At 48.9% G+C, this 26,087-nt stretch carries 20 protein-coding genes; 3 read left to right on the top strand and 17 right to left on the bottom strand.

Translation table 11 applies throughout. The features are described 5' to 3' along the window. Nucleotides 1-14: 14 nt before the first annotated feature. From G3255_RS04980 to G3255_RS04945, 8 genes are all read right to left on the bottom strand, one after another. Nucleotides 15-1,214 (bottom strand): cystathionine gamma-synthase family protein, encoded by a 1,200-nt coding sequence (locus G3255_RS04980; protein ID WP_211653569.1) that lies wholly within the window; start codon nt 1,212-1,214, stop codon nt 15-17. Between the two features lie 50 nt (nt 1,215-1,264). Continuing rightward, nucleotides 1,265-2,461 carry a M24 family metallopeptidase gene (locus G3255_RS04975; RefSeq protein WP_211653568.1) on the bottom strand — a complete coding sequence of 399 codons (1,197 nt, stop codon included), beginning with the start codon at nt 2,459-2,461 and terminating at the stop codon, nt 1,265-1,267. Between the two features lie 178 nt (nt 2,462-2,639). Further along, nucleotides 2,640-4,343: a PucR family transcriptional regulator gene (locus tag G3255_RS04970; protein WP_211653567.1), complete on the bottom strand. Its 1,704-nt coding sequence runs from the start codon at nt 4,341-4,343 to the stop codon at nt 2,640-2,642. Between the two features lie 86 nt (nt 4,344-4,429). Continuing rightward, nucleotides 4,430-5,095, bottom strand: a complete 666-nt coding sequence (locus G3255_RS04965; protein ID WP_211653566.1) for a GNAT family N-acetyltransferase — start codon at nt 5,093-5,095, stop codon at nt 4,430-4,432. A gap of 303 nt (nt 5,096-5,398) precedes the next feature. Continuing rightward, the gene (locus G3255_RS04960) at nt 5,399-6,631 is read right to left on the bottom strand and encodes a helix-turn-helix domain-containing protein (RefSeq protein ID WP_211653565.1); all 1,233 of its coding nucleotides are present in this window, start codon (nt 6,629-6,631) and stop codon (nt 5,399-5,401) included. 89 nt (nt 6,632-6,720) lie between these two features. After that, a complete protein-coding gene (locus G3255_RS04955; protein ID WP_211653564.1) occupies nt 6,721-7,983 on the bottom strand; it encodes a S8 family peptidase in 1,263 nt (420 codons plus the stop codon). A 228-nt stretch (nt 7,984-8,211) separates the two neighbouring features. Further along, complete coding sequence (locus tag G3255_RS04950) at nt 8,212-9,834, bottom strand: alpha-glucosidase (RefSeq protein ID WP_211653563.1); 1,623 nt, start codon at nt 9,832-9,834, stop codon at nt 8,212-8,214. Between the two features lie 144 nt (nt 9,835-9,978). Then, nucleotides 9,979-11,997 carry a penicillin-binding transpeptidase domain-containing protein gene (locus G3255_RS04945; protein ID WP_249222065.1) on the bottom strand — a complete coding sequence of 673 codons (2,019 nt, stop codon included), beginning with the start codon at nt 11,995-11,997 and terminating at the stop codon, nt 9,979-9,981. Nucleotides 11,998-12,272: 275 nt separating this feature from the next. Between G3255_RS04945 and G3255_RS04940 the strand changes: the two genes are divergently transcribed. Next, complete coding sequence (locus tag G3255_RS04940; RefSeq protein WP_211653561.1) at nt 12,273-13,556, top strand: glucose-6-phosphate isomerase; 1,284 nt, start codon at nt 12,273-12,275, stop codon at nt 13,554-13,556. An 85-nt stretch (nt 13,557-13,641) separates the two neighbouring features. On the opposite strand, the gene G3255_RS04935 is transcribed toward G3255_RS04940, so the two are convergent. The 7 genes from G3255_RS04935 to G3255_RS04905 all read right to left on the bottom strand — a co-directional run bounded on the left by G3255_RS04935 (nt 13,642) and on the right by G3255_RS04905 (nt 22,128). After that, nucleotides 13,642-15,258 carry a glycoside hydrolase family 13 protein gene (locus G3255_RS04935; protein WP_211653560.1) on the bottom strand — a complete coding sequence of 539 codons (1,617 nt, stop codon included), beginning with the start codon at nt 15,256-15,258 and terminating at the stop codon, nt 13,642-13,644. Between the two features lie 12 nt (nt 15,259-15,270). Continuing rightward, the gene (locus tag G3255_RS04930; RefSeq protein ID WP_211653559.1) at nt 15,271-16,290 is read right to left on the bottom strand and encodes a LacI family DNA-binding transcriptional regulator; all 1,020 of its coding nucleotides are present in this window, start codon (nt 16,288-16,290) and stop codon (nt 15,271-15,273) included. Between the two features lie 13 nt (nt 16,291-16,303). Then, nucleotides 16,304-17,119, bottom strand: coding sequence for a carbohydrate ABC transporter permease (locus tag G3255_RS04925; protein ID WP_211653558.1), 816 nt, complete (start codon nt 17,117-17,119; stop codon nt 16,304-16,306). Next, a complete protein-coding gene (locus G3255_RS04920) occupies nt 17,119-17,979 on the bottom strand; it encodes a carbohydrate ABC transporter permease (RefSeq protein ID WP_211653557.1) in 861 nt (286 codons plus the stop codon). The genes G3255_RS04925 and G3255_RS04920 overlap by 1 nt, the downstream gene beginning before the upstream one ends. Before the next feature lie 76 nt (nt 17,980-18,055). Continuing rightward, a complete protein-coding gene (locus G3255_RS04915) occupies nt 18,056-19,360 on the bottom strand; it encodes an ABC transporter substrate-binding protein (protein ID WP_211653556.1) in 1,305 nt (434 codons plus the stop codon). Nucleotides 19,361-19,623: 263 nt separating this feature from the next. After that, nucleotides 19,624-20,496, bottom strand: coding sequence for an ROK family protein (locus G3255_RS04910; protein WP_211653555.1), 873 nt, complete (start codon nt 20,494-20,496; stop codon nt 19,624-19,626). Nucleotides 20,497-20,517: 21 nt separating this feature from the next. Continuing rightward, entirely contained in the window at nt 20,518-22,128 is a 1,611-nt protein-coding gene (locus tag G3255_RS04905; RefSeq protein WP_211653554.1) for a glycoside hydrolase family 13 protein, read from the bottom strand. Nucleotides 22,129-22,292: 164 nt separating this feature from the next. Between G3255_RS04905 and G3255_RS04900 the strand changes: the two genes are divergently transcribed. Further along, nucleotides 22,293-22,877, top strand: coding sequence for a biotin transporter BioY (locus G3255_RS04900; protein ID WP_211653553.1), 585 nt, complete (start codon nt 22,293-22,295; stop codon nt 22,875-22,877). Between the two features lie 36 nt (nt 22,878-22,913). On the opposite strand, the gene G3255_RS04895 is transcribed toward G3255_RS04900, so the two are convergent. Together G3255_RS04895 and G3255_RS04890 are read right to left on the bottom strand one after the other, a co-directional pair. Then, nucleotides 22,914-23,870 carry a ketopantoate reductase family protein gene (locus G3255_RS04895; protein WP_211653552.1) on the bottom strand — a complete coding sequence of 319 codons (957 nt, stop codon included), beginning with the start codon at nt 23,868-23,870 and terminating at the stop codon, nt 22,914-22,916. A gap of 350 nt (nt 23,871-24,220) precedes the next feature. After that, entirely contained in the window at nt 24,221-25,303 is a 1,083-nt protein-coding gene (locus G3255_RS04890; RefSeq protein WP_211653551.1) for a YkvI family membrane protein, read from the bottom strand. 173 nt (nt 25,304-25,476) lie between these two features. Between G3255_RS04890 and G3255_RS04885 the strand changes: the two genes are divergently transcribed. Further along, nucleotides 25,477-26,040 (top strand): TVP38/TMEM64 family protein, encoded by a 564-nt coding sequence (locus G3255_RS04885; protein ID WP_349291421.1) that lies wholly within the window; start codon nt 25,477-25,479, stop codon nt 26,038-26,040. Nucleotides 26,041-26,087 lie beyond the last annotated feature (47 nt).

The raw sequence follows: 26,087 nt of genomic DNA, 5'->3' as shown, positions 1-26,087 counted from the left end.
ACCCGGCTTTCTGATTAGACGTTCATCACCGTTTCGACGTGCTGGAATGCCTGCTCAAAATCGTTAATGATGTCTTCGATTTCCTCGATGCCGCACGAGACGCGGATCAAGCCTTCCGGGATGCCCATCGCGGCGCGTTCTTCCGGCGTGCACTCTACATGACTCGTCGTACGTGCCGGGCCGACTGTCGTTTCGACCGCCCCTAAGTTTGCGGCACGGTTCGCGTATTCGAGTTTCGGCAGCAGGTCACGCACAGTGTCGACGCCGCCTTTTACGGAAAAGCTCAGCATGCCGCCGAAGCCTTTCATCTGGCGTTTCGCGATATCGTGGTTCGGATGCGTCTCGAGCCCTGGGTAAAAGACGTCTTCGACGATGTCTTTTGTCTGTAGGTACTTGGCGAGAACCATAGCATTCTTGCTTTGTTCACGGATGCGCAAATGCAAGGTCTTCATGCCCCGGAGCAATAAATAGGCCGCCATCGGATCCATCGTCGCGCCATTGATTTCGCGGTAATGATAAACCTGTTCGACCAGTTCATGTGATCCGACCAATACACCGCCGAGTGCATCCGCGTGTCCCCCGAGGAATTTGGTCGCGCTGTGCAACACGAGGTCGACACCATCTTCTAATGGGTTTTGATTGATCGGCGTGCCGAAAGTATTGTCGATGATGACCAGCGCGCCTACTGCGTGACCTGCTTTTGCCATACGTGCAATGTCCGTGATTTTGACAGTCGGATTGGTCGGCGTCTCCAAATAAAGGATCTTGCAGCCTTTTTTGAGTTCTGCTTCGATCGCCTCATGGTCTCCGGTATCGACGAGCGCGACGTCAATCTGTTGGCGCGGCAGGAATTCCGTGAAAATCTTGTTCGTCCCGCCGTACGTATCTTTGATCGACACGATGCGGTCGCCCGGCACGAGGAAGGTCGCAAGCGTATTGCTGATGGCCGCCATGCCGGTCGAGAAGCTGGTCGCCGCTTCTGCGCCTTCTAGCAATTTCACTTTGTCTTCGAATGCCTGGACCGTAGGGTTCGTATTACGCCCGTAAATATGTCCTTTCTTCTTGCCGATCGCGACGTCGTACCATTCATCCATATCGTCATACGTATAGGCGACGCTCAAGACGACCGGTACTTGCGATGCCCCGTGTGCCAGATAATCTTTTTCTCCGCCCCAGACCGCTTGTGTGGATTGATGGATTTTTTTGTTTGTCATGAACTCACTCCTCAAATTTTTTAATGCTTTCAGTTTTTAATTGCCAATGATCATGCCCCGCCCTGATAGCCGATTAAATGGCCTTTCGTGAACAAGCCCCTCGGCATATTCGCCAGCGTTTCACAGCCCGATTCCGTCACGCGGAAGGTTTCGCTCACTTCAAAACCGGAATCATCGAACCACATCGCTGGAATCATATGGAAGGCCATGTTCGGCTCGAGTATGGTGCGGTCGCCCATGCGGATGCTTGCGGTATGCTCGCCCCAGTCCGGCGGGTAATTCAATCCTACGGGATAGCCGATGCGCGCTTCTTTTTCAAAGCCATAGCGGGCAATCGTTTTGGTCCACGTCGCACATATTTCTTCCAAATAAATGCCCGGCTTGATCATCGCGAGGCATTCGTTGATGCCTTCTGTCGTCACTTCTGCAAGATGCTGCAGTTCTGCATCTGGTGTCCCGATAAACACGGTGCGTGCCAGCGGTGAATGATAGCGTTTATAGCAGCCCGCGATTTCCACGGTCACCGATTCCCCTTGCTTATAGCGTTTATCGGTCCATGTCAGATGAGGCGCGGCGGTGCGTTCCCCTGTCGGCAACAGCGGCATGATTGCCGGGTAATCCCCGCCGTGTTCTTTCGTGCCTTTTACCTGAACTTCAAGTATGCGTGCCGCCACATCGCATTCCCGCACGCCTTCTGCAATCATCTCGATTCCTGCTGCCATCGCTTTTTCCGAAAAACGAGCTGCGCGTTTCATATAGGCAATTTCGGTATCCGACTTCACCAGCCGGACCCAATTGACCAGCAGCGTTGCATCTTGGAAACGGGCATTCGGCAATCCTTTTTGCAAGCGTTCGTAGCATTTTGCCGTAAAATAATAATTCTCCATTTCGACGCCGATTGAACGCCGGTCCTGCCCGATCTGCGTCAGGATCTCCGCTACGAAATCCATCGGGTGGTGCGTTTGTGATTGCACGTAAATCTCAGGGTATGGAATGATATTGTCGTGATAAAGCCACGTTGTAATCTTGGCGCCATTCGCATCCATGATCCGCCCGACCCACAAGGGCTGGTCTTCATCTTCAATGACAATGAGCATTTGATGGACATAAAACGACCAAGCATCATAGCCCGATAAATAGTTCATATTGGCAGGGTCGGTGATGAGCAGCACTTCAATACCTTTTTCCGCCATCTGTTGCTTTGTTTTTCTGATACGCCCCTGATATTCTGCTGTTCCAAACGACATGGGGAATCCCCTCCTTGGGTTCACGAATTAAAAGTCGGAATAGTCTATTAATTAACCTTATGTTCACTATACCTGCCTGCCTTCTTTTCCTGCATCCGTCATAGTGTATGAAAATGTCCGCTGCCCTTTAGTCAATTTTTCCACATAAAAAAAGCCTTCTTGAGCAGAAGGCTTTCATTCAAGCGTTATTCGGTTCAGTGGCACGGATGCGATAGGTGCGGACGCATAATTCCAATAGAAACAAATCGTCCGGGTCGACAAGTGATAAGCCGGTCAATGACTCGATTTTGCGCAAGCGGTACAGCAGCGATTGGCGATGCAAGTTCAAGGCGCGTGCTGTCTGGCTGACATTTCCTTGATAATGGTTATAGGCCGAAAAAGTGCCGATCAGATCCATTTGCCGCTGCTGGTCATAATCGACAAGCGGCTGGATCGTTGACTGGATGATGTCTTTCATCCCCTCGGTTTTGGCCAATTGCAGCAGCAACCGGTCTGCCCGGGTGTCGCGGTAATCCATCCGGTGCCCCGGCCCTTTTTTCGTGCGCCCGATTTCAAGCGCCGCTTTCGCATGCTGGAAACTGCTGCTGAACCCTTCGAATCCCTCCGCATAATCACCTATGCCCCAAGATAAAACGACTTCCGGCAATAAATTCCCCAGCCGCCGCTCGATTAAATCCAGGAAATTGATCTGGTTTTCCTGTCCGCTTTCAGGCGGCTTTTCGAGGAAGATAATCAAATATCCATCTACATAACCGGTCATCACCGTACGTCTCATGGCATGGGCCGCGTAATGAATTTCTTCTTCAATATAAGCAATCATGCTTTTCGACCACTCAGTATACGAACTGTGATCCGGCTTTCGCCGTCCAAATAATTCACGCAAATTCTCCGGGCTGCCAGCCAGTCCGATATGCGGGAGCTCCAGATCATAGCCGAGCGCGCGGGCACGGGAGGCCGCCTGCTCTTTGGTTACGAATTCCCCGTTAGCCAGTTCGCGGACGAAATCCATGCGCAGCGCCGCTTTTGTCTCTTCGACTGCATTTTGCCTTGAGCGCCATAAGGAAATCGTCGTTGCGGCATGCTCAAGGACGTGAACCGAAAAGACATCAAGACGCCCATCGCCTGCATTTTCCGGCAGTTCGACGAATAGATAAGCTTGAGCTTCCTCTGATACTTGGAGCACCGGGACTTGGACGAGCTTTCGGCCGCCCAATTCGCCGCTGCGGAATTTCTGGATCATCGGGTCGCGATTTCCTTTCGGGGCTGCTTGGCGAATAGGGAAAACCCCTTCGCTGACCTGCTGTTCCCATTCTTCCAGTTTGGCACGCGAAAAACCGGCGGCTGCTTGCACGGCCCCGTGGGCGTCCGTAATAAGCAGTGCACTGTCAAGCTCGCGGCGGATATAGGCAGCGATTTTCTCCAATTCCGCATCCGCCAAAATTAGTTTCAATAAATCCTGCTGCACTTGTTCCGAACGCTGCCGCTCTTGACGGTGCAGATCGTTCAAATCGATCATCACTTCTTCAATGACCGTCGAAAAGCGCAGCTCCCACGGCAGTTCAACGAGCAGGAATGCATGCTCTTCAGCCAGTTGGGCGATCTCTTTTGGAATTTCATAGACATGCCGCCCCATCGCGATCATGAGTGCGGCTGCCCCAGAGTCGATGATATCCTGAACGAACCCCCGGAAGATTTCCACATCATTTTTGCATCCCATCGCAGTCGTCAACACCAGCTCATTGCGGCGCACGAAATTCTCCACTGGCATTTCCATGACAGACACCCAGTGCACAGGCCGCGTCTGTGCATATTCTTTGGCAGTGCGGACGACCGCTCCTTCCAGCAATTCATAATCCAAAACATCTTGCACGGTCAACTGCATGTCATCCCCTCCGCGCCTAGTTGGTTTCTGCCAGTATAGCAAAAACAAGCACTTCAAAAAAGGAAATGTCAGAATACTCTAACGCATCAGTGAATGAAAGGGTTTTTCCATTCCATCAATAACGCATAATCATGCGATTCTTCGTCATCTAAATATCCAGGCATTAAGTTTACAGGCATGCGGCCACAGCTGAGCAAGAAGCTGATAACTGGATCCCTTAGTTCACCGGCCAGCACTCTTTCGATGTATTGTTCAGCAGACAGTTCGTTCGCATATCGATGATACCCCGGCATCCGCCCGCCGCCAATGAGCCGCTCGAGCCTGTCCGCAACGACGCGCTCATACATCGCTTCCATCAAGAGCTTGCCCAGCTTCAGTTTGCGAAATTTCGGCTTGATGCCGATGTCGACGACATACAGTGATTCACCTTCCGGGTCATGCGTTCCGATCGATCCCGAATCGGTCATTTGTTCCCACTTATGTGTAGGGTGCGCAGGATCGAATTTCGTGAGCATCCCCGTCATGGAACCTGCGATTTCGCCATCGATTTCGACGCAAATTGCGCCTTCAGGATAAAGCACGATATGGTTTTGGAGCTGCTGCTCGTTCCATAGCAAATCCGGTGGGAAAGGCGGTGGAAAGCTTTCGCGCTGCACTTCGATCAAGCCTGTAAAATCTTCTTCAGTATAGGTTCGGATGGTTGCCATGACCGGGCGACCATCCTTGAAAACGTATTGCTGTTTTTTATACATTGTGTCGCCGCCTTTCTTTTTGTTTAGTTTACCCGAAGACGGCGGCTCTTCACATGACAACGCATGGGATGAATGAGGAAAATGCCATGAGATAGGTGCTCATGCATTGTCAATTAGGCAAAAGAAAGACCCGCCATGCCGGCAGGTCTTTTTCATCTTATAGAGGAGGCAATACTTGCGGGCCGTTAATTGTTACTGCCCCACCCGCTGATTCAGCGATTGAACCTGATTGCGGAAAGCCTGTGGATACTGCAAGAACTAGGGCCAATGCTAAGCCGGCTAATACTTTCTTTTTGTGCACGTCTACTCACCACCATTTTCCAAAAACTGAGTTTGATAATAATGCGCTTTTTCCCAATTCCCTTGTTGCTTATAATAAGCAGCAAGATCTTGGGATAGCTGTCTTGTGTCTTTAATGTAACCATATTTTTTGAAAAATGGAAACATTTTATCTTCTTTATAGTTCAAAAGGTCTTGTTGGGAAAATTCCTGTTTTTCAAAGTAGTCGCTGTATATATTGAAGTATTCCTTTTCCTTGGAGGTCCCTGGTACGCGCAATTGGGCAATTAGTCCAGCTTTCTCATCCTTGCCTGTAGCTTTTATCTCCAATAAATTGACCACTACTGCTTTATAAAGATAACTTCCTTGTTTCAGTGCTTTTTTCAACTCCTCGAACAACTCTATCGCTTGCTCATTTTGCTTCTCTTCTTGTAAAAGCTCAGCGTAATTGTAAAGGACCGTCTGATAAAGCTCTTCTTGATGGGTTAATTTGGCATTGCGTTTAATTACTTCATATAAATTTATAGCTTGGGTGACCAAATTTCGCCTCGTGTAATTAATCGCCAATAATAACTGTGCGTGTAAAAGGCGAATATAGTTGTGGTCTTTTTCATATGCACGCACCGCCAGCTCCGCATAGTACGCAGAGAGCGCTAAACGATCAAATAATAATAAAATACGGGATTTTTGATAATAGAATTCTCCTTCGAGCTTTTGGGGAATGCTATGAAATCCATGATCCAGCTCATCCATGAGTGCCATTGCTTCCTTATATTGACCAAGAGAACTGAATTGAATAGCCTTAAAGAATTGGCTCATCCATAATTCAGGCGCTGTAAAAGAAGACTTTAACTTATCAAGCAACTTCTGTTGCTCATTGGCTTTTTCATATTGTTTCACATGCAAATAATAACGGAATTTGTATAGTTCATATTGATTGACGAGAGCTGTCGATTGGACATAATTGTCAACTTGGAACAGCTCCTCGTACATATCCCCCATAGTAGTAAGATCATAATAAAGCGAGCAATCAATAAAACGCCCCAATTGCTGTTCAAGCCGCTTCTGGTGTTCCAGCTCTTTTTTTAATTGCACGCCCATTTTCAAAAGCAGCGCTTCATAAGTTTCTTCGTGCGGCGTATAGGTATTGGATTCGATCTTGCTCAAATGCGATATGGAACAAATGCCATCAGCGAGCTGTGACTGTGTGAGGTTGTGCTTGAGCCGATAATATTTAATCACAGAACCGATGTTCATAAACTCACCTTTCTTTGTCAGAATATATAAATATTAACACAAAAAAACAAGCCTGGCTGTTGCAGCCGGGCTTGTTTTCAGGCGAACTCTTATGGCAGGCGGTAGAATCCGAATCCAGAAGCAGAGTCGTCTCCAGATCCTGCATAATAGCCGGATAAAATATCGTTATTTGATGCACGGTTTTGAAGGTCTCCACGGATTTGCGTATGTGTTGCAGACGGGTTTGCTGCCCAGATTTTAGCTGCAAGGCCGGCTGCGTGAGGAGATGCCATCGATGTGCCACTGATTGTTGCATAACCACCGTCGTACCAAGCAGAGTAAATGCTTGCGCCTGGCGCAGAAACTTCTACATCATATTTCCCGATGGAATAATCGCCAGCGTATTGGCTATAGCCGCGTGAAGAGAAATCCGCTACGCGATACGTTCCATTTTGCTGCACGTTTTCAAGAGCTGCTACTGCTACAGCATTTTGCAATGCGCCTGGGAAACCGATTGATCCTTGGTAAGGGCCTTCGTTTCCGGCCGCGGCAATGACAAGCACGCCTTTACTGTATGCGTAGTTGACTGCATTCGTGATCAAGCTGCTTTCTGCTGAAGAACCAAGAGACATGTTGATAACGGTTTTTTGGTTCAAAGCTGAAGCTTGGTCAGCTACGTGGCGGATTGCCTTTGCAATATTATCGGCAGAACCAGATCCATCATCGCCAAGCACTTTATAACCCCAAAGATCTGCTTGCGGTGCTACACCGTACAAACCGCCATTGCCGTTTGCAAGTGCCGATCCGGCAACGTGAGTGCCATGCCCTTGACGATCTGTGCAGGAACCGTTGCGGATGCTTGTTCCGACTGTAAAGTCTTTACATTGTTCAACGTTCGCCGCAAGATCCGGGTGGCTTGTGTTGACGCCCGTGTCCAGCACTGCGATATTGATGCCTGAACCGCCAGTTGTCTTGGTAATGGAACTATTGTTATAAATTGCTTTAATGCCCCAAGGCGTGGACTGGGAGGCAGCCATAGTTTGATAACGCGCCTGCGGTTCGAGCGTTGTTGTTTCTACTGTATATTCCGGAACTTTTTCGATGGTTACGTTTTTATTTTTCTTCAAAGCTTCGTATTGCTTTTCGGTCATATCGGTTGTGAAACCCTCGCTATTGAAATCCCACTGGACGCCGTATTGGTCTTTTGCCTTCTTCAGGTCACTTTTCCCTGGCATATCGACGAGTACACGGATCGTCTCATTTGCGTTCGCTTTTTGTGCATCTGGAGCTTCGTTTGCGGAAACTCCCATTGCCGGTACGAGCATTGTCGCTGCCAACATAGCTGTGGTAATGAATTTTGCTGATTTTTTCATCTTTCGAATCCCCTTTTCCGAATAGATTTTCATGGCTCGTTGCAGCAAGCGGCGTCCCGCCTGTTGTCCTGCGGCTGTTGCCATGCTTTAAATCTAGCAGAGAACAAGGGATTGCGTAATTGGGAAAATCCGTACCATCGAAAGGAGCCACTCTCCAAAATAGGCCTATGAACCCATAACAATATACCTTGAAATGAGAACAATAGAAAAAGCCGCTCGCTGCGGCTTTTACTTCAATAGATAGACACGCGCTTCATATGGCTGCAATTTGCCGTGTGTGTGACGATCGTAATTTGACAATAGCAATTCACCTTCCTCCGGTTCCCACCAAGAACAGGTATCGTCATCGAGATGTGAAATGACCAAATAGCGTGCTGCCCCGTATTCCCTCGTATACGCATAAACATATGGACATTCCAGAAATGCCAAATGCGTGCTGCCGTACACCAAAGTTTCATGCTTCTTTCGCAATTGCAGCATCTTCTTATAGAAAGACAGCACCGATTGCGAATCTTTCTGCTGCGCTTTTACATTGAGCCAATTGAAATTCGGATTGACCGGAATCCACGGCTTGCCCCCTGTAAAGCCGGCGTTTGCGCCAAAATTCCATTGCATCGGCGTCCTTGCATGATCCCGGCTGATTTTCTTGATGGTCTTCATCAACTCTTTGTGCGAAACTCCTTTTTGGCGATGATAGCGATACATATTTTTCGTCTCGATGTCCCTGTACATATCGATATCGTCGAACGGCGCATTGGTCATTCCGATTTCCTGCCCTTGGTAAATGAAGGGCGTGCCTTGCATGAAAAAATACATGCACCCAAGTGCTGTGGCGCTTTCCCGCCAATGCTCCCGGTCATTGCCCCAGGTCGAAACGGTGCGCGGGCGATCGTGGTTTTCCAAGTACAAGGAATTCCAGGCAATCCCTTGTGCACTGCGCTGCCAACGATCGAGGACGATCCGCAAATCGTCGACATCGACTCCCACACTTTCTTCATCCCACGCTTCTTCATGCGCCTCCAAATGGAAGATCATATTGAATTTGCCTTCTTCTTCACTGATCCATTCGTTGATCTCATGCGCTCTGATGCTGTTCGCCTCACCGACGGTCACCACATCATAGCGGTCAAAGGTTTCGCGCCGCAATTCTGCCAGAAGTTCCTGAATTCCTTGGACATTCGTCATTTTCTCCCACGCCGGCACGTAATTCAGTCCATCCGGATTTGGCATATCCGTATAATCTTTTTTCAAATGATTGATGGCATCTACACGGAAACCGTCGATCCCTTTATCGAGCCACCACAGAATCATATCGTATAGCGCACGCCGTAATTCGGGATTTTCCCAATTTAAGTCGACTTGGCTTTTGGAAAACAAATGAAAATAGTATTGCCTGGTTTTTGGGTCATAGGTCCAAGCCGGCCCGCCGAATATACTTTCCCAGTTCGTCGGCTTATCGCGCCAGACATACCAATCGCGCTTGGGATTGTCGAGCGATGATTTTGATTCCAGAAACCATGGGTGCTGGTCGCTCGTATGGTTCAATACCAAATCCATCATGATCTTCATGCCGCGCGAGTGAATATCCTCAAGCAAACGATCAAAATCATCCATCGTCCCCATTTCATCCATGATCGCCTGATAATCGCTGACGTCATACCCGTTGTCGACATTCGGCGATTTGTAGACCGGGCATAGCCAAATCATATCGACACCGAGCTCCTGCAGATAATCGAGTTTTACCCGGACGCCGTTCAAGTCCCCGACCCCGTCGCCGTTTGTATCAAAAAAACTGCGTGGGTAAATCTGATAAACCACCGCTTCTTTCCACCATGTCTTTCTCAAGCTCATCCCCCTCTTCCTGCTATTGCGGAATTGATGTGCTCACATTGACTGCTGACAACCGTTGTTTTTTTATATAGTATACGCCTTTTTCCATGAAATTCCTCTTTGCCCACATAATAAAAACCGCCCGCGATATGCGGACGGTTTCGGTCAATTATTCAAGTAATACTGTTCCATAGCGTTGGCCGAAAAGCCGGCGACGTAATCGCTGCCGCCATCGTCTTCGATTGATTCGATCATCATCGCCAAAATGAAGTCCTGCTTTTCAGCGTGATAAGAAACGAAGAACCCGTTCTCTTGCCCTTCTTCACCGAGAGCGCCTTTCAATTCAGCGGTGCCGGTTTTTCCGGCAATCGGCACAGCATCGATATCGGCCGATTTGGCATAGCCGTCCGTGACGACATTGCGGAGATTTTCTTGAAGCACAGCCGCATTGCCTTCACTGATCAAGCCCTCTTTCCATACTTGCCCAGCTTCTTCGCTAGCATAAAGCGTCGGCTCATAAATCGTGCCGCCATTGAGGAATGGTTCGTAAGCCGAGGCGAGATGCAGGATATTGGCAAGCATCTGCCCTTGGCCGAATGATGTATCCGCCAATTGCCCTTCAGACCCGAGAGTGCCGTCATTAGAGATTTGAGAACTCTCCAACTCGATGGCAAACGGCAATTCCTCCCCGAAACCATAGGCAGTAAGCCCGTCAATAAATGTTTCTGTTCCCATCTCAAGCGCCTGTCTCGCAAAATAAATATTGTCCGAGTAAACGAGCGCACGGTTCAAATCAATCGGATTGGGCGCTTCGGGATGCAGGCGGGACACACGGTAGGAGCCCCATGAGCTGTCTTTTTGCCAAGTCTGGCCATTGATCTCGAGCCCTTGCTGCGGGTCAAGTGTTCCTGCTTCCATGCCGATGGCCGCCGTCACCGGTTTGATGGTCGACCCCGGGGCATAACTTGCGGCAAAACGCGTGAACAGCGGATTCAACGGATCTTCCGACAATTCTGTGTAGCGCTCTCCGCTGATGCCTGCGATGAATTCATTCGGGTCAAATCCCGGAGAGCTGATGAGCGCCAAAGTTTCGCCGTTTTCAGGCGACACTGCAGCAGCGCTTCCCGGTTCCCCTTGCATCGAATCATAGACAGCTGTCTGCAATTCAGCATCGATGGTCAGTTCCACATCCTCCCCAGCTGTCGGTTCCTGTTCAGCAAGGACGATATCTTCAGCCCCTTCTGCCTGTTTTTGGATCAGGATGCGCGCGCCGCTCTGGCCGCGCAGCTGTTCTTCGAGACGGCGTTCAAGCCCTTGGCGGCCGATCAGGTCATTTGCTCCGTAGCCTTGGCCTTTTAATTCTTCTAATTGCTCTGCTGTAATCGAGCCGATATAGCCGGTCAAGTGGCCGAATGCTTCGCCGTAAGGATATTCGCGCATCGCCGTTTCCTGATAAGTCACGACATCGCTCGCTTCCACGTCAGCGATCAATTGTTCCGCCGATTTCGACGCTTTTGTCAGCGGCACGAATTGATCCGGCTGAACCCAACTTTGGTTCAGGCTTTCTTCAATCGATTCCACCGTCAACCCAAGAAGTTCAGCAGCCTCAGCTATATCGCTGTCTCCTTCCAGCCGGTCCGGCACCACGCCAAGATTATAGCCGGTGCCATTGATAGCCAAACCACGCCCTTCACGGTCCACAATCTCCCCGCGCTCAGCAGCTTCAGTCCGCACTGCGACTTCATCGCCTTCTTCAAGATCCTCGAAGATCAATGACGGGTCCCATTCGACAAACCAATTCTCTCCACTTTCCTGCTCTTCGTGGATCAGTGACACCGTCTGGTCAAATTCAACCGGCCCGGCAAGCGTCTCCATCGTGATAGTAAGCGGAAACTCGGCCGGCTCCGCTTCGTCCCATTCCGCATCTTCCTGCGCGGTATAGCTGACTTCAAGGTTTTCGATGCCGAGGTCTTCAATCAATTGCTGCTGCCGCTCCCCGAACGCTTCAGGGGGAAAAGCTTCTTTCGATCCTTGTGTCAGATAGTCTTCGTACATCGCTGTGAAATCTTGTTCATTCCAATGGCCGACGTATTCACCCAATCGGTCTTCCGGCGTCGGCTGCGGCTGGCATCCTGCCATCGCGAGTACGCCAGCGCCCGCTGCTATTGCTATGTATCGTTTCATTTTCATGACCTCCTGTAGCTTTCTAAATTATGCTCTTGATTTGGCCAAAATCCCTATTTATCTAAATGGAAAATTAATAGGACGGAAAAAAATAGCCACTGTGACTTCATTAACTGCGTGAAACACCCAAGCTAATTGAAGTTTCTCTTTATTTTACCAATAAGTGGCACCGAAGCAAACCCGATTCACTCGCTTTCAACGCTTTGCAGTTTTTATTGCTAGATATGCTATCGTTTCCCCCACTATGGTAAAATCAGTAATCATAGAATAGGAGGATGTTTATGATCAACTTAACATATTCACAAGCGATCGAGTCTGCAGTAGATCTTAAAATGAAAACCCGTTTACAGCAAATTCAGGAGGATCTGTACGCGAAAAAAGGAGCCGGCTCTGATTTCCTTGGCTGGCTTGACTGGCCCTCTTCTTTGCCGGAGGATTTTCTGGCAAAAATCGAAGACACCGCCAAAGCAATCCGCGAAAAGGCTGACGTCTTGGTCGTCATCGGAATCGGCGGTTCCTATCTAGGGTCAAAAGCCGTCCTTTCTGCACTCTCATCTTATTTCCCGAAAGACGAGCAATTGGAAGTGCTGTTTGCGGGCCATCAAGTAAGCGGTGAATATTTGAAGCAATTGCTTGCACACCTTGAAGGCAAGGAAGTCGTTGTCAACGTCATCTCGAAATCCGGCAAAACGACAGAACCGGCCATCGCGTTCCGTTTCCTGCGCGAGTATATGGAAAAACGCTACGGCGACGGCGCGGCCGAACGGATCATCGTGACAACCGATGCTGAAAAAGGAGCGCTTCGCCAATTAGCGGAAACAAAAGGCTATGAACGTTTTGTCGTACCTGACGATGTCGGCGGTCGCTACTCCGTCTTCACTGCGGTCGGACTATTGCCGATTGCTGCTGCCGGACATTCAATCCGCAAGCTGTTGGACGGCGCAAAAGAGGCAGAAACAACTTACCGGGAGGCAGGCCCTGACCATAACCCGGCGATGCAATACGCGGCAATCCGCCATCACCTGTATGTCCAAGGTTATACGACAGAAGTGAACGCCATCTTCGAGCCGAAGCTGTCGTTCGTCCAGGAATGGTGGAAACAATTATTCGGTGAAAGTGAAGGGAAAGAAGGAAAAGGCATCTTCCCGGCATCGGTCGTTTTCACGACTGACTTGCACTCGCTTGGCCAATTCATCCAAGACGGGCAGCGCAACCTGTTCGAAACCTTCCTGCTGGTAAAAGAAGCACAGGAAGATCTGGAGATTTTCGAAACACCTGAAGACGGCGACGAATTGAATTACATTGCCGGTTTGTACTTGCAAGAATTCAACCATATCGCCCATAAAGGCACGTCAAATGCCCATTTGTCCGGCGGCGTACCGCAATTGAGCTTGACCGTGGACCGCATCGATGAATCCGAGATCGGCCATTTGCTGTATTTCTACATGTTGAGCTGCGCGTACAGCGCGTATCTTCTTGGCATCAACCCGTTCGACCAACCGGGCGTCGAAGAATACAAGAACAATATCTTCAAGCTGTTAAAAAAACCAGGATTCTAAAAAAAACGCTTTTCCCGACCAGCCTTCTGGCCAATCGGGAAAAGCGTTTTTCAATAGAAAAATAAATGTTCCTGTTGCACAACCGTTAGGCGAGCTTATACACCCGTGCTTCATACGGCTTTAATTGATGCAAGTCACGGTCCTCGTAATTGGCGAGCAACAGCTCTGCGCCTTCAGGTTCCAGCCAAGTGCATGTCGTGCTTCCTAGGTTTGAAAGGATCAGCACTTGTTCTTCCCCTTGCGTACGGGTATAAGCATAAACATCCTCACAATCGGTCTCGGCCAAATCGTAGCTGCCGTAGACTAGCACGTCCATGTTTTTGCGCAGGAAAATCATTTGCTTATAAAACGATAAAACGGAAGTCGGATCCTGCATTTGACTCTCGACATTGAGCCATTCAAAATTTGGGTTCATCTGCAGCCACGGAGAGCCTGTCGTAAATCCGGCATTCTCTCCCGCGTGCCATTGCATCGGCGTGCGAGAATGGTCGCGGCTCGTCGATTTCAATAAGGTCATGATGGCATCATGTTCCATGCCTTCCGCCAAATTATAGAAATACAAATTATGCGTATGGACATCGTCATAATGATGAATTTCCTCAAATGGCGCATTGGTCATGCCTATTTCCTGGCCTTGATAAATGAACGGCGTCCCTTGCATGAAGAAATACATGCAAGCGAGCGCTGTTGCACTTTCGCGCCAGTATTCGCCGTCATTGCCCCATGTCGAGACGACACGCGGCTTGTCATGGTTTTCGATGAACAACGCATTCCAGCCGACGCCGTCGACTGCTTTTTGCCAGCGCGTCAGGACGGTTTTCAAGTCATTGACGTTAATTCCTTGTTTGACATCGCTGTCCCACAGCGTCAAATCCTCGAATTGAAACACCATATCGAATTTGCCGTCTTCTTCGCTGATCCATTCATCGATATCTTCCGCATAGACGCCATTCGCTTCTCCGACCGTCATGATGTCGTATTTCGCAAATGTTTCATCGCGCAATTCCGCAAGCAGCGGCTGAATCCCGTCGACGTTCATCATTTTCTCCCATGCCGGGACCCAGGGCTTGCCTTCTTCGATCGGCAAATCGCTGAAATCTTTCTTGATGTGACTGATCGCGTCGACGCGAAAACCGTCAATGCCTTTATCGAGCCACCAATTGACCATTTTGTATAAGGCCTTGCGAACTTCCGGGTTTTCCCAGTTCAAATCCGGCTGCTTTTTCGAGAAGATGTGCAAATAATATTGTCCCGTCTTCTCGTCGAGCTCCCATGCGGGGCCGCCGAAAATGCTCTCCCAGTTTGTTGGGCGATCGCGCCAAATATACCAGTCGCGTTTTGGGTTATCGAGTGACGAGCGTGATTCCAAAAACCATGGATGCTCATCGCTCGTGTGGTTAATGACCAGGTCGATGATCAATTTCATCCCGCGCGCGTGTACTTCTTCGAGCAAACGGTCGAAATCTTCCATCGTCCCTAGTTCATTCATGATTTCCTGGTAATCGCTGATATCATAGCCATTATCATCATTGGGTGACTTGTACATCGGGCAAATCCAGATGACGTCGATCCCCAGTTCCTTCAAATAATCCAGTTTTTCCGTGACACCGTTGATATCCCCGATACCGTCTCCATTCGAGTCATTGAAGCTGCGTGGATAAACTTGATACGCCACTGCTTCTTTCCACCATGTTTTGTTCATAATCGTTTCCTTTCAAAGACTTTGACAAGACCCTCTTTCAATCAATGTAGCCGGAACGACGATGTTCCGGGGAGGTGCATTGTCATCGTTTATTTTTTCCAATACCAGATTTGCCGCTTCCATTCCAAGGTCAAAAATCGAGATATCCACCGTACTGAGCGGCGGCTTTAAATGGCTTGACAAAGTATGGTTGTTGAACCCGACAATCGATACATCGGCCGGTACGGCAATATTCAAATCCTCCAAATAACTGATCACTTCATAGGCGACCAAGTCATCGTGCGTGACGATGGCGGTCGGCGGATTCTTTTGTTCCATCAAATGCCGGATTGCCTCCTGCTCATGGCCTTCCATTTCTTCCTGTGTGACCACGTAATCCGGATTGAACGGGATCCCCGCTTGATCGAGTGCTTGTGTGTAACCACTCAAGCGGTCAGATGAGACGATAAAATCGGAGGCGCCGCCGACGAATGAGATATCCCGGTGGCCATGTGAAATCAAGTGGTCCACCACTTCTTTCGAAATGGCGACATTGTCATTATCGACATAGGAAATGGCGTCCGGGCGCGTGTACGGCCGGCCCACCACCGAAAACGCAATACCGTTCGCCAGCAGGTAATCCATGACTTTATCATCGATTTTCGAATACAGCAAGATAATGCCATCGACGCGTTTGCCTTGTGTCATCGCCACCACTTCTTCGTAGATTTCCTGCTCGGTCGCGCTGGTCGATAGATACAGGCCATACTGGCTTTGATGGGCGCTGACGGAAATGCCGCGCAACACTTCTGGAAAAAACGGATTCTGGAAAGCAAGCGTCGTGGAATTTTCCATGATGACACCGATTGCCTTGCTTTTTTGCGCCACCAAATTGCGTGCCTGGAAATTCGGGTAATAGCCGAGCTCTTCCATGGCTGTTCGTACTTTGCGCTTTGTTTTCGGGGTGATCTTAGGATGATCCGCAATAACCCGGGAAACCGTCGCCGGCGAGACTTCCGCCAGTTTCGCGACATCTTTAATTGTGATCGCCATTGCGATTGCCCCCTTATTTTACAGCGCCGTCCGAGACACCTTTGATGATTGAGCGCTGTGCAAAGAAATAGAAGATGATGACCGGAATGATCGCCAGCGTAAGTCCGGCAAGCGCCAAATGCCATTGTTTCGTGTATTCGCCGAAGAAGAAGAACATTTTCAGCGGAATCGTTTCACTGCCGGTCGTGTTGATAACAAGCGATGGCAGGAGGTAATCGTTCCAAATCCAGATGATATTGAGTATGGCGACCGTGACCGTGATCGGCTTGAGGATCGGGAAAATGATATGCCAAAACACTTGCCAGCGGTTTGCCCCGTCAATTTTCGCCGCTTCATCGAGCGATTTCGGTACATTATTCAAAGCACCATGATACAGGAAAATCGACAGGCTCGCACCGAAACCAATATACATGAAAATCAGTCCGCCGCGGTTCAGCATATCAAATTGGCCGAACACCGTGACGAGCGGGATCATCACCGATTGAAACGGGATGAGCATCGCTGAGACGAAAAGGAAAAACAGGAATGTGGAAATCTTGCTTTTCGCCCGGGACAACGCATACGCAGCCATCGCTGAAAACAAGACGATGAGCACCACGCTGATGACCGTGATCAATAAAGAATTGAACAAAGTTCTGAGAAAGTCGAGTTCCTGAAATGCCACGATGTAGTTATCGAAGCTCCACGCTTCCGGAGGGCTCGTCGTGTCGAGGAAAATTTCTTTTTTTGATTTGAAGGAATTGACGAACATTAAGTAAAAAGGCAATAACCATAGAATCGCCAGTGCGACGCCGAGCACTTCAACTTTTATATTCCAGCGGTTGCGCATTACATTTCGACCTCCCGGCGTTTATTGATATACACTTGAACGAGTGCAATAATAGCGACGATCAGGAAGAAAATGATCGCTTTTGCCTGCGCATAAGCGAACGCATTTTGCACAAACGCTGTCTTGAAAATCTCCATGGCGACCATTTCCGTCGAATTGTACGGGCCGCCCGCTGTCAGCGACAAGTTCTGGTCGTATAATTTGAACGTATTCGACAAAGTCAAGAACATGCTGACAGTGAAGGCTGGGGCAACAAGCGGAAAGATGATGTAGCGAAAACGCTGGGGAGTCGATGCCCCGTCGATTTCAGCCGCTTCGATCAACTCTTTTGGCAAACCTTCCAAATAAGCGATATAGATAACCATGATATACCCGGCCATCTGCCAGCTCATTAAAATGACCAAGCCCCAAAACCCGGTTTCGGTTGTCGACAGCCATGCCTGCAGGCTCTCCATGCCGACTGCTTCGCCGACGCTCGCAAACACTTTCAGGAAAATGAACTGCCAGATAAATCCGAGAATCAATCCGCCGATCAAGTTGGGCATGAAAAAGGTCGTGCGCAGCAAGCTGCTCGTCTTGATTTTTGATGTGACGATCAAAGCGAGCGACAGGCCGATAAAATTAATCAAAATGACGGATACGACAGAGAATTTCGTCGTGAACCAAAGCGAATCGAGAAAACGCTCATCAGTAAATAAGTTCAGGTAGTTCTGAAAACCGACAAATTCGCCTGTCTGGATGCCGTTCCACGCTGTAAATGAATAGAATAAACCGAGCAGCATCGGTACCACAACGACAAGTGCCAGCGCCAACAATACAGGCGCTAAAAATAACCAATAGGATAAATCCCGTGTACGCATAGTTTAGCCTCTCTTTCTAGTTAAGCCCCGAAACAAAACAAAGCAGCACAATGGCTGCTCTGGTTTGATGGACAAATTACTCTCCGCGGCTCGTTTCCCATGCCGCTTTCGCTGAATCGACCACTTCGTCCCAGCTCACTTCATCGCTCAAGTATTTCTGGATGCCAGCGCCGAGTTCATCTTCACCCCATCCAGTCGGATAGCCCATGAAGACCCAGCCAATTGTTTCGCCGGCTTCTGAAGCATCGTAAATCGCTTTGGACATTGGATCGGTAATTTTCGATGTGTCATAACCTTCGTATGCCGGGATGAATTTAAAGTCTTCCAAAACAGCTGTTTTTCCAGTATCGGACGTGTAGAGCCAATCGAGGAAATCTTTTGCTGCTGTTACGACTTCTTCATCTTGGTTCGAGTTGACGCCCCAATACATCGGTACGCCGACCGGCAACCCGCCATCTTCCAAGCCTTCAACCGGAATCGGCATCATGCCGACGCCTGAATCCGCAAGTTCCTGGTCAATTCCTGCAATCGAACCATACACCCAGTTTCCTTGTTGGATGATCGCCACACGTTCAAGAGAGAATAGTTCTTCTACTTGCTGTGAGTAGTCGAGGCTAACAGTTGGCTGTTTTGAATACTCGTTTTGCAAATCGAGAATTTTCTTGAACCCTTCGCCGTATTCGAATTCCACTGTATCTGCATCGTATGCCGTCAAGACATTATTATCGAATTCAGGCGCGAGGAAAGTGTTCGACAAATGAAGCCCCGTTACCCACGTCTCTTTTCCTGGAAGAGCAAAGACAGATTCAAGGCCAAGTTCGTCTTTTTTCGAATCGAGCGTCTTCACCGCTTCTTCCAAGCTCGCATAATCCGTAATCGAAGCAGCATCGATGCCTGCTTCCTCGAACAAGCGTGTATTGTAGATGAATCCGTAGCCTTCCTGGTTATACGGCAATCCGAGCACTTCCGATTCGACCTTTACCCCATCAAGCGTGCCGTCAAGCGCCGCATCCGCTGCGCCTGTATCGGATAGGTCGACCAGATTATCTTTCCAATCCGCTACGTCTTGGGGCCCGCCAATGTTGAAGATGGCTGGTTCGTTGCCTGAAGCGAAACGGGAACGAAGCGCAGCGCCATAATCTTCCCCACCGCCGACTGTCGTGATTTCGATATTGACATCAGGATTTTCTTCTTCGTATTGCGCAACCACATCTTCAAACTGGTCCTTGAACTCCACTTTAAATTGGAAAATATCTACTGTTACTTGCTCACCGCCGCCTTCTGCAGTCGATCCTTCATCCCCTGAACTGCATGCTGCAAGTGCCCCCGCTGACAATAAAACAGATGCCAATAACCCCTTGCTGAACTTTAATTCCTTCACTTGAACTCCCCCTTTGAGTTGTTGTGCAAACGATTGCACGATAGAGCAAAAAAAATGGAAACTCTTTGGAAAGCGTTTCCAACTAATAATTAATAACAGATTATCATAATGAAAACGTTTGCACAATCTATTTTTTAAATTTTTCAACTGTTTTTTTGAAACTTGTATTTACTATCCCCATCATGCGTCCCATTTGCCCAACGAAAGCTTTTCATCTTAGAAATTGTTTGCAGGGCCTTGGAAACTTTTCACCATAGACAGACTTACCGTTCTAGAACGAGCAACGCTGCCCCCAGCATGCCGGAATCATTTTCGAATTGCGCCACTTCCACCGGCAATGGATTCAGCAGCACATTCGCCAAATGGCGATTCAATTCATCGATCCAAGCCGCAGCCGATTCCGATACACCGCCGCCGATGATCAGCATGTCCATATCGAAGATCGCCTGTAAGCTGCTGATGTAGATCGCCAAGTCTTCGGTAAATTCAGCGACCAGCTTTTCCGCCACGGCATCTGTTTTAGCCAGTTCGAATAATTCTGGCGGCGTCACCGATAGACCCGCTTCACGTATTCGCCGGACGAGGGCAGTGCCAGATACATACTGCTCTGCGCAGCCAAGCCGGCCGCAAGCGCAGCGTGCGCCGTTCGGATACAAAATCATATGGCCAAGTTCCGCAGCCCCACTGTGCGTCCCGCCGCTCAACAGCTTGCCGTCCCAGATGATGCCGCCGCCAAGCCCCGTCCCGAGCGTGATGCAGACGACTCGGCCAAGCCCCCGTGCAGCACCAAATTTAGCTTCAGCGAGCGCTGCGCAATTGGCATCGTTCTCCACTTCAACATGTCGTCCTGACGCTTGTTCCAGCGGTGCTTTTACTTCTGTACCTGTCCAGCCCGGCAGCATATCCCCCGCGAAAACAATGCGCCCTGCTTGCGGGTCGACAAATCCGTGCGTCCCGATGCCGATTGCTGACACGTCAGGATGCTCCTGTAAAAATAGCAACACCTGATTCTCTAAATAAGGATACAGCGGAAATTCCGTTTTTACTTGCCGCTCTGCGAGTATCCGCCCTTCTCTATCGATAACCCCCATGCGGATTTTCGTTCCCCCAATGTCTACTCCGATTACTGTGCTCATTCTCTCCATCCTTCCTTACACTCATTCATTCATTTTGCTGTCGTTATCATAGAAGCACACAGCTTCATATGCTCTAAGCTGCATCGCATCTCGATGTTCTTGAGGCGGGTAATTGCCGATCAGCACCCTGCCCTTTGGAACCGGCAATTCGCGCGGCGTTTCGGAAAAATTGCAGTAAACCGTCAATTGCTCATCTGCCGTTTTCCGTGTGTACGCAAAAATTTCTTCATCTTCCCGATACAACAATTCAAAATTGCCTTCTGTGATGACTGGCAAGTCTTTTCGGAACGTAATCAATTTCTGGTAATAGCTAAAGACAGAATCTTCTTCATGCCGGTCTTGTGCATTGATTTCCGTGTAATTCGGGTTAACGGAAATCCACGGCTGTCCTTTGGTAAAGCCTGCATTTTCAGAAGCGTCCCAGTGCATCGGCGTTCTCGCATTATCACGGCCTTTTGCGTGAATCGCTTTCATAAGCTCCTCGTCCGCAACACCTTGGGCCCGCTTTTCTTTATACATATTCAAGGTCTCGATATCCTGGTAATCATCGATCGACATAAACGCTACATTGGTCATGCCCAGTTCTTCCCCTTGATAAATATACGGTGTCCCTTGCAGGAAATGAAGGCACGTGGCAAGCATCTTCGCCGATTGCTTCCGGTACTTTCCGTCGTTTCCAAATCGTGAGACGATGCGCGGCTGGTCGTGGTTGTTCCAATACAAGCTGTTCCAGCCTTTTTCGAAAAGCTCCACTTGCCATTTTTCCAGGTTTTCTTTCAAATCCGGGAGGTGCAACGGCTGGAGTTCCCATTTTCCGCTTGGCCCTTGGTCCAGGTTCATATGTTCGAAAGTGAAAATCATGTTCAATTCATTGCGCCAAGGGCCTGTATACAGCTTGGCATCTTCTGTTGCGGCACCTGGCATTTCCCCGACTGTGACAATGTCATAATCGGACAATACTTTTTCGTTCATCTCCTGCAAAAATTCATGGACACGCGGGCCGTTGAAGAAGTGTGGCGTACCATCGCCATTGATGCCGTCCGGGAAATTCTGGTCTTTGGAAATCATATTGATGACGTCCATGCGGAAACCATCGACCCCTTTATCGAGCCACCAGCGCATCATCTGATACACTTCACTTCGCAGCTCCTCATTTTCCCAGTTCAAGTCCGGCTGTTTCTTAGAAAACAGATGCAGATAGTATTGCTGCCTCTTTTCATCGAATTGCCATGCCGAACCACTGAAGAAAGAGCGCCAATTGTTCGGCTGGTTTTTCCAGATGTAATAGTCAGGGCGCTCCGTGAACCAGTTATGCTCGTCAGACGTATGATTGACGACCAAATCCATGACAAGGCGCATCCCACGCTCGTGAACGCCTTCAAGCATGCGGTCGAAATCGTCCATCGTCCCGAACTCCTGCATGATCTTTTGGTAATCGCGGATGTCGTAGCCATTGTCATCATTCGGCGAATCGTAGACAGGCGATAGCCATAACACATCGACCCCAAGTTCCGCCAAATAATCCAGTTTGCTGATGATTCCTTGGATGTCACCGATTCCGTCACCGTTGGAATCCATGAAACTTCTCGGATAAATTTGATATACAACTGCTTTCTTCCACCACTCTGTCATTTGCTCGCCTGCTTTCTTGAGGATTTATTCATTTCTTTTCATCATACGGAAAATTGGAAAAGAAACACAGAACTTTTTAAGTAAACCTTTATTAAAAATAAGTTGACTTAAAATAACCCATTCACTATACTCAATTTTAGTACATAGTAAGTGGAGGGTTTTTCATGACAACTTCAGTAAGCAGATCCAGCAATCATTCGCGTACCTTAACACTCGTGCACATCGCCATGTTCGCTGCTCTCATGGCAATTGGTGCCAATATTTCTTCCTTCCTGATCGTCGGGGGCGTACCGATCACTTTGCAGACGTTCTTCGCGGTGCTCGCCGGCATCCTGCTCGGCAAGCGTCTCGGCGCTGCGGCGATGATCGTCTATGCTGCGATTGGCCTTGCCGGCGTCCCGGTCTTCGCCAAGTTTTCAGGGGGGATGGACACATTGATCTCGCCAACATTCGGCTTTATCCTGTCTTACATCTTCACCGCTTTTGTGGCAGGCTGGATCGCGGAAAAAATGCCTTCCAAAAAAGGATTTATTTTCGCCGCTCTTGTAGCGACAGCCGTCAATTACGTGTTCGGCACCAACTGGATGTACGCCGCTTATAAACTCTGGTTTGCCGCACCGGAAGGCTTCACTTACGGCATGGCATGGGCGTGGATGGCAGTGCCTCTTCCAAAGGACGTGCTGCTCGCTGTTTTCGCCGGCTTGTTCGGTTTCCGGATACAGCCCATTATTAATAAATACTTGCCTTAACAGGAAAAGCCAATTGCCGAAATTACGGCAATTGGCTTATTTTTGTATGCTCGGCTCGTCGACGCGCAGCTTATAATTTTGCTCGATAATGCGGATCAACCCGGACAGGGCGGCATTGACAGGCGTTTCGATTCCGTGCTTTTCCCCCAGTTTTACGATGCCGCCGTTGATGACATCGATTTCTGTCTGGCGTTTTTTCAAGATATCCATGAGCATCGATGATTTATTGCCGCCGATATCCTGCCGGCCCATTCTCAAGCATTCTTCAACGACCGCCTCTACGTCCGCATCCACTCCTTCCGCACGGGCGACGAGCACCGCTTCTGCCGTGACCGCACGCAACAAGTCTTCTCCTTCTGGCGTATTAAGGATATCCCCGTTTTTTAGGCGTGTTAACGCTGTAACGGAGTTGAAGGCGGCATTGACGAATAGTTTATTCCAGATGACCGCGTTGACGTCTTGCGACACTTCCGTTTTCATGCCTGCTTTGCTGAGTTTTTCTGCAAAAGCTTCGAGCATCTTATTGGCAAAACCGTCTTCGACATTGCCCAAATAGTTTACGCCCCAGCCCCTGTGCAGAATCGTCCCATCGTGTTCAACGCTCGCGCCGTGACCGAGCGTTCCGGACACGACGGTATTGTTCGGAAACAGTTGCTGGATGGTGTCGGCGTTGCCTATGCCGTTTTGCATCGTGACGATCACCGTTTCCTTAGCCAGTTTGTTTCGCAGTTTGCTGAGCACTGCTTCATTGGCCTGGGCTTTCAATAGCACAAGAAGAACATCCACCGGCTCATCGGCTTGCAAATCCTGTACGATTTCCAGATCGATTTGCGTAACCGAATTGTCTTTTTCGACCAAGCGCAAACCTTGCTTATTGATGGTTTCCACATGGCTATTCAAGCGATTGTACAGGCGGACGTCTTCCCCGCTTGCCTTCAATTTCCCGCCAGTAAGACACGCCATCGCGCCTGCTCCAGCAATCAAAATCTTCATCCCATTCCTCCTCTATGCATGTCTGCTTTCTTTCTTCACTATACCAAAAAGGCCTTCTGCATGGCAGAAGGCCTTTTCTTAGCTTTACGAGAAACTTATATTAATCGTATTTTCCGAAGCTTATTGCTCGCTTTCCGTGGGCTCGCGCCCAAGCCTCCTCAGCTGCTACGCTGCTTGCGGGGTCTCGGTCGTCTCGCTGATCCACAGGAGTCGAGCAAACGCTTCTCCAAATACTCAGATAGAACATTGATTTTTGAATGTGGAAATGGTGATTTCCTTTTTCATTCATAGCGGATTATAAACTTCTTCAACACACTGAAAAGACCTTCTGCATGGCAGAAGGCCTTTTCTTAGTTTGTTGCTTCTTTGTTGCGGTTGGCTTTGTCGTTTTTGCCGACTTTGCGGATATCCGCCAAGATCAAGGCCCCGATCAACAGCAAGCCGAGATAGCCGACTGCCGGGTACAGATAATTGACCAAAGCCGTAAACCCTACGAAGCTGAGCGCAAAAGCGATCAATCCGGCAATGATAACAAAAATCCGGAATTTCTTCGTACCGATTTCTGTGAACCGGGCAGAGAACGACAGCAGCATGCTGACGGCCGTATTATAAATCATCGCGAAGATGACGACTGCCATGATGATGCCGAGAATCGGTGAAATGTCATCCCCAATGGCAAGCATCGGCAAATCCGCTCCGCCGACGACATCCACTTTCGCAAATATCGCCACATAGCTAAGCAAGATCAAGACCCCAAAACCGAGTCCGCCGATCAACCCGCCGCGGGCTGCCACTTTCTCATCTGCTTCGGCGCCGCCCATGACGAGCGACATCGAGGCTCCTAGAGCGATGGCGAGCGACACATAGTTAACTGCCGACAATAGCCAGTTTGGCGTAGCCGATAGCTGATCTTTAGCTACCGGATCGAGTGCGCTAAAACTACTGTCCATTGTAATGACACTGTAGATGGCGATCCCCACCACCATTAAAATTAAAAACGGCGTAATACTGGAAATGACAGTGATGACTTTTTTGACGTTCATCATGATGGTCACGATGACCAATACAATCATGATGCTGCGCCCAAATGCAGGTGCCAAATCGAATTGTTGGGAAAATATAGATCCGGCTCCCGCAATCATAACAACTAAAATACCGAATAAGGTCAGAATCAATGTATAGTCGATTACTTTTCCGAGCCATTTCCCGCTAATGCGGTAGACCACGTCTTCATGTGAAGTAGTTTGCATGCGGCTTCCGAGACGCGTCAAAATCATCCCAATATAACCGAATAGGGCAGTGGCAACCAAGACGCCGCCTGCTCCCCAATAGCCAAAACTGGTAAAATATTGCAAAATCTCCTGTCCAGACGCAAAGCCAGCGCCAACAACAATTCCGATGAAGGCACTGGCTATTTTCAAGCTCCTTTTCATAAAACCCTCTCCTTTTCTTGGTGGTGGTTGATCTCGATGTTCGACAAAAATGTTTTTATGTAGATAATTTCTCATACCCCTAATTTGGGGGGTATCAAACAAATCCTTGCTTTTCCGGACCGTTTCGCTTATTCTTCCTTATTAGTAATAGAAGCTGAAAGGCGGGGAGAACAGTGGATTTGGCTGAGTTCGAGCAAACAATAGAAAACTTCATCGGCCATGCAGGACTTTGGGCGCCACTTTTATTCATTTTGCTCCATTTAATCCGACCGCTGCTGTTTTTGCCGGTGATCGCCGTATGCATTGCAGGCGGGTTTCTTTTCGGTTTTTTCCAAGGAGCTATCCTGTCTTTTATCGGATTGACGCTGATGAGTTTTATTTCTTATATGATGATCAATAAATTCCCCCGCTTTCGTGCCAAACTCGCTGCCTTGAAAGATAAATGGTTTCCCGACCGCACACTGACCGTTTCTCAAGTGATGATTTTGCGGGTTATGCCCTTTGTGCATTTTCACTTGCTGTCGTTTTACTTAATGGAAATGACTAATACACGCAGGGAATATATGTATTACTCCGCGCTCGGCTTGATTGCCCCAGCTGTTCTGTATACCGCTTTTGGCAGAGCCATTTCACAATTTCCTTGGTACACGACACTCAGCATGTTCCTATTGCTCGCTGCGATTTTCAGCTTTATCGATAAATGGCAAAGCCGCAAGCATAAATTGGATAAAACCTGACAAGCGCAGACGGGCTTCCGTTTGCGCTTATGTTATTGAGGTATAGT

The organism is Planococcus sp. MSAK28401 (assembly GCF_018283455.1).
Classification (GTDB): domain Bacteria; phylum Bacillota; class Bacilli; order Bacillales_A; family Planococcaceae; genus Planococcus; species Planococcus alpniumensis.
The sequence above is the reverse complement of the archived record's forward strand: the minus strand, read 5'-3'. Positions and strand labels throughout refer to the sequence as shown.